The organism is Paenibacillus sp. 01T442, from assembly GCF_056398345.1.
In genome coordinates this window covers 1-5,009 of sequence record NZ_JBFTPF010000156.1, presented here as the reverse complement: position 1 = coordinate 5,009, position 5,009 = coordinate 1, and the positions used below count along the sequence as shown (strand labels likewise).

Genomic DNA, 5,009 nt, shown 5'->3' with positions numbered 1-5,009 from the left:
GGTTAAGGATACGCTGCAAGGCTCACTTACGAATGTCATTAATAACGTTTATTCAACAGAAAGTGTATCTTTAGAGAATATGTTCTCGGGCAAAGTTGTACTCACGGCCAAGGATGCTAACGGCAATATTGTTCAGCTCCCGAACAACACGATTCAACAGTTGAAATCGGTCACGACTTCCAATACGAGAGCTTCTTCCATTGTGAATAAGCCAAGAGCTGATGGTGCTGTTGCAAACGCTCCTGACGGGTATGGGATTCGTGGTAAGGATGCTGGAACAACTAGCATATCCGTGCTATTCAAACCGTCTAACTACACGGGTAATAAAGTGGCTTTCCTTGATAACATCGCCATTAAAGATGATCCTTTAGTCGTTAGCTCACTAACAGCAACTTATAATGGGAAAGCAAGAATTATGGGATTGTCACAGCTGAAAGCAGGCGTTAACATCTTTACAGGTAACACCATCGATACGGTGGCCAAGAAATTGCTGCTGAAACAAACGTTTAGCAATATTACGCTAATGGATCAATATGGAAACAATGCCTTTAAAAACAGCTCTGTGATCCGTGTAGCACCCATTTTCGGTATTCAAATCTTTATTAGCAATGTCAAATGGACGAATGATAACATTGTACCAGATTCAGGATATMTCGCAGTTGAATCCAATATTACAGGTGTTAACAATGTGAATGGATTGTCTAACCAGCCTTATCCTTTAGCAGGAGATGAAACCGCTGGCTATACCTATCCATCCACAGACGCGGATATTGGTGCAACCGCTGGCGGTAAAGTCGATCCTACCGACTGGGTATTCTCCACCATCAATAGTAAGATCAGATTATATCGCGGAGATGCGAAGTATATCTACAAACCAGCAACATCAGCGATTGATGGAACACCTGTTGAGGTGGCTTCCTTCACAGCAACAATGATTACGGCCAACGGGAAAAGCATTTCGCTTGATGTGTACCCGGATCCATCGAAGTAAGGTATCAGAGGCTATCTCAAGAGTCAATTTTGACTTTTTGAAATAGCCTCTTTTTTCGCTAATGACCGATGAGTAATAAACCTGCTTCCCGCAGCTAACTGGATTTTCTCCATCTATTTGAAGTGGAATTCTCGAATTTGAAAGATTAACTGTATTTCATGTAGCTAAATTCCTTCGATTTATTCAATTCTTCAAATTTCATACAAATTAAATGTACTTTTTCCATCTATTCCTCAAAATACCTCAGATTTGAGCAAATTAGCTGTAGTTTATACATCTAAACACGAATTGGCAGTCACCATGATTTCACAAGCCTCAAACCAACGACAATCCTACCAATCCAACCTCAAACCAGCCTCATTCCTACGCCCAACCTCAGTATGCGTCGAACACACGATTCACAGTGGATTTGGATAACTGAACACAGGGGCATTGTATCGAAAGGAACGTAGATGCGCTATTTCGGCGAAATGATCATCACCTCTTGGCAGTCAAGTTGTCATAGAAATTATCCGCGTGAAGTAAGGATAAATAGACCAGAAAGGGGCGAGAGACGATGGGAACAACGGATTCAAATGAGTCCTCCTCAGCAGCAAATATACGCTGGCATTTAGGTGAAGGAGCAGGAATCGTCTGGGACATTCATCTCGGACATCTTGCCCACCAGGATCATGTCGAAATGAGTGGGAAAGAGGTTTCCCTCATCGTGATGTATGGTGTAGATTCGGAAGGTGGCGTTATTTTAAAACGTAAAGTCGTATGGCCTGGTTTGCGCACGATTCCGAATGATACACATGCTAGTTTAATGGAGGCATTTGGACAGGAGCTTTTACCTTGCATGCGTGTTGGGGGTCGATTAGTTCAAGAAAAGTTGTTTAGAATCACGTTCGACGGGATCCTGCAGTTGGCCTCTGTATCCGATCAAGGGGTTCTGGTCCGTAGAACTGTATTTCCAGCGATAGATAAACCATATGCACTAGAACGCGTAGAAGTTCAGAATATGACGGAGGACAATGTGCAGCTCGAGATTGGACGGATTGCATGTGTATATTATCGCAGAGGTACCAAAGGGGTCTATATGGTGGAAGCGGGTCATGATGCGCCATCAACCGTGGAGCTGAGAGCAGGGGAGACGCTGGAATTCAAGAGTTGGATCTGTGCTTCGACATTGCAGGGATCCACTGAAAGTCTCGACGTGTTATACGAGGAAAGGAAGCGGCGGGAATTCTTGAAGGAGATTGGTTCGTCATTGCAGCTTGAAACGCAAGAGCCCCATTTGAACCGGATGTTTGATTTGGCCAAAATCCGTGCAACGGAGAGTATTTTTCGCACCAAGAACGGTTTCATGCACTGTCCCGGTGGCGGATCCTACTACGCGGCAGTATGGACGAACGATCAGGCGGAATATGCGGGTCCATTTTTTCCTTTTTTAGGCGAACAAGATGCAATAGAGGCATCCTTGAATGCCTATCGACTTTATATGCCGTTCATGGGACCTGACTTTCATCCCATACCATCCTCTATCATCGCCGAAGGCGTAGATATTTGGGAGGGGGCGGGAGATCKTGGGGATGCGGCGATGTACGCCTATGGTGCGGCGCGGTTTGCGCTGGCGAGTGGCAGTCGAAGAATAGCCGAGGAGCTATGGCCAGCTATTGAATGGTGTCTGGCCTATTGCCGGCGGAAACGAACCCAGGCTGGCGTTGTCGCATCAGATTCGGATGAACTGGAGAATCGCTTTCCAAGCGGCGACGCCAATCTGTTCACTTCGTCGCTTGCGTACGGTGCTCTTCTTTCGTCCGCTCACCTTGCGCGAGAAGTCGGGAAAGCGGAGCAAGCCCCACGCTTAGAGGAGGAGGCGGCTGAACTGCGACAAGCGATTGAATCCCATTTTGGCGCAAACATTGAGGGTTATGAGACCTATCGCTATCTATGAAGGAAACGACATTCTGCGTTCGTGGATATGTGTCCCTCTGACAATGAATATCTTAGATCGCAAGGAACAGACGATTGCAGCTTTACTCTCTTCGCGATTGTGGGTAAACGGCGGAGTTGTCACACAGGCGGGGGAAACCACCTACTGGGATCGCTCCACTTTGTATGCACTTCGGGGCATTCTCAATGCGGGTGAAACAGAGCTGGGGATCACACATCTGCTCGAATATTCGCGGAACAGATTGCTTGGCGAACATGTTCCCTATGCGGTTGAGGCATTCCCCGAGGGTAATGGGCGGCACCTCTCTGCGGAAAGTGCGCTTTACGCACGAGTCATTGTCGAAGGTTTATTCGGCATCGTGCCCACGGGTCTTCATACCTTTTCCTGTTCGCCTCGAATGCCTGAACACTGGGGCACTATGGCGCTTCGTTCAATTCGAGCGTTCGATTCATGTTTCGATTTAGTCGTTACCCGTGGTGAGGAAGGGGTATTACTAACATGTGTGACGCTCGAGAAACAGGAAACTTATCTTTGGGATCAAGGTAGCCCGATAACATTTCATCTGCGGTAAAAAAGGAAAACCGAAGGGTCACTTCAAATAAAAATCGTTTGAAATCTTCCCTACACCGTTCGAAATTTGGTATTATCTATTATGACGAAATCTTCAGGACCTATGGAAATATTTTAATTTCGCATGAAAATAGGTTATGATAGGGAATGAAATCATAATAGAAAGTGGGATCCATAGTGGGACGTAAATGGAATAACATAAAAGAGAAGAAAGCTTCGAATGATGCAAGTACGAGTCGTGTGTACGCGAAGTTCGGCCTCGAAATTTATGTAGCAGCACGCAAAGGTGAGCCAGACCCGGAATCAAACCGTGCGTTGAAAGTCGTTCTTGAACGCGCCAAAACGTATAATGTACCGAAAGCGATCATTGATCGCGCCATTAATAAAGCCAAAGGCAGCTCTGATGAAATTTATGAAGAGCTTCGTTATGAAGGCTTTGGACCTAATGGCTCCATGGTCATTGTGGACACGCTAACGAATAATGTAAACCGTACCGCGTCAAGCGTTCGTGCCGCATTTAGTAAAAATGGCGGTAACATGGGGGTAACGGGTTCCGTTGCGTACATGTTCGACGCGACAGCGGCGATCGGAATTGAAGATAAAAGTATAGACGAAATTATGGAAATTCTGATGGAGGCGGACGTAAATGTTCGTGATCTTCTTGAAGAAGAAGACATGGTCATGGTGTATGCGGAGCCCGAGGAGTTCCACGCTGTTCAAGAAGCGCTCAAAAAGGCKGGCATCACGGATTTCGCAGTTGCTGAGTTGACGATGATTGCTCAAAATAACGTTACGTTATCCGATGAAGGACAAACCCAATTCGATAAGATGATTGATGCTTTAGAAGATTTGGAAGATGTTCAACAAGTGTATCATAACGTGGAATAGGTATACGGATGCATAAAAAGGAAGCAGCTTCGATCTCAGATCCTAGCTGCTTCCTTTTCTCGTGTTCAGTTAGACACAAGTGGGAAATATAAGCGGATACATATGAGGCAAAACAAGGAGCATACCGGAACTTAGCTGGAACTTTACATCGAATCATGGTGAGTATATGGGCGAGCATGGACTTGTCCATAAAAACAACCTGTATGAGACCGCTTATCGTGTACCTATGCTGATGCGTTGGCCTGCAAGTATTCCACAAGGGGTAGTTGTGGATAAGTTAGTAAGTGTCGTCGACTTCCAGCAAACGATGGCTGGATAAATGGGAGTGGCAGCGAGTGGTCAAGAGCAAGGAAGAGATGCGTCACCTTTCTTGCGTGGAGAGGATCCAGCATGGCAGGATGAAGTGTTTGTTTAAGGACAAGGGGAACTGAAGATTCGCCCTTTAATGTCCTTGCTGATATGTGGCATGTTGGTTGCGAATTGAGCCGGGGGGTTGGAGTAGAAGCAGGAGTAGGAGTAGAAGTAGAAGTAGAAGTAGAAGTAGAAGTAGAAGTAGAAGTAGAAGTAGAAGTAGAAGTAGAAGTAGAAGTAGAAGTAGAAGTAGAAGTAGAAGTAGAAGTAGAA

The 5,009-nt window shown here is 45.7% G+C and carries 5 protein-coding genes; all 5 read left to right on the top strand.

Annotated elements, in window-relative coordinates; genetic code table 11:
• A partial coding sequence (locus tag AC1DLM_RS34740) for a hypothetical protein (protein ID WP_477572541.1) occupies positions 1-991 on the top strand: 991 nt, incomplete at its 5' end.
• Positions 992-1,547: 556 nt separating this feature from the next.
• Positions 1,548-2,927 (top strand): hypothetical protein, encoded by a 1,380-nt coding sequence (locus AC1DLM_RS34735; RefSeq protein WP_477572540.1) that lies wholly within the window; start codon positions 1,548-1,550, stop codon positions 2,925-2,927.
• A gap of 43 nt (positions 2,928-2,970) precedes the next feature.
• On the top strand, positions 2,971-3,498 hold the full coding sequence (locus tag AC1DLM_RS34730) for a hypothetical protein (protein WP_477572539.1): 528 nt from the start codon (positions 2,971-2,973) through the stop codon (positions 3,496-3,498).
• 176 nt (positions 3,499-3,674) lie between these two features.
• On the top strand, positions 3,675-4,385 hold the full coding sequence (locus tag AC1DLM_RS34725) for a YebC/PmpR family DNA-binding transcriptional regulator (protein WP_441987059.1): 711 nt from the start codon (positions 3,675-3,677) through the stop codon (positions 4,383-4,385).
• A gap of 121 nt (positions 4,386-4,506) precedes the next feature.
• Entirely contained in the window at positions 4,507-4,704 is a 198-nt protein-coding gene (locus tag AC1DLM_RS34720; protein ID WP_477572542.1) for a sulfatase/phosphatase domain-containing protein, read from the top strand.
• The last annotated feature ends 305 nt before the right edge of the window (positions 4,705-5,009 follow it).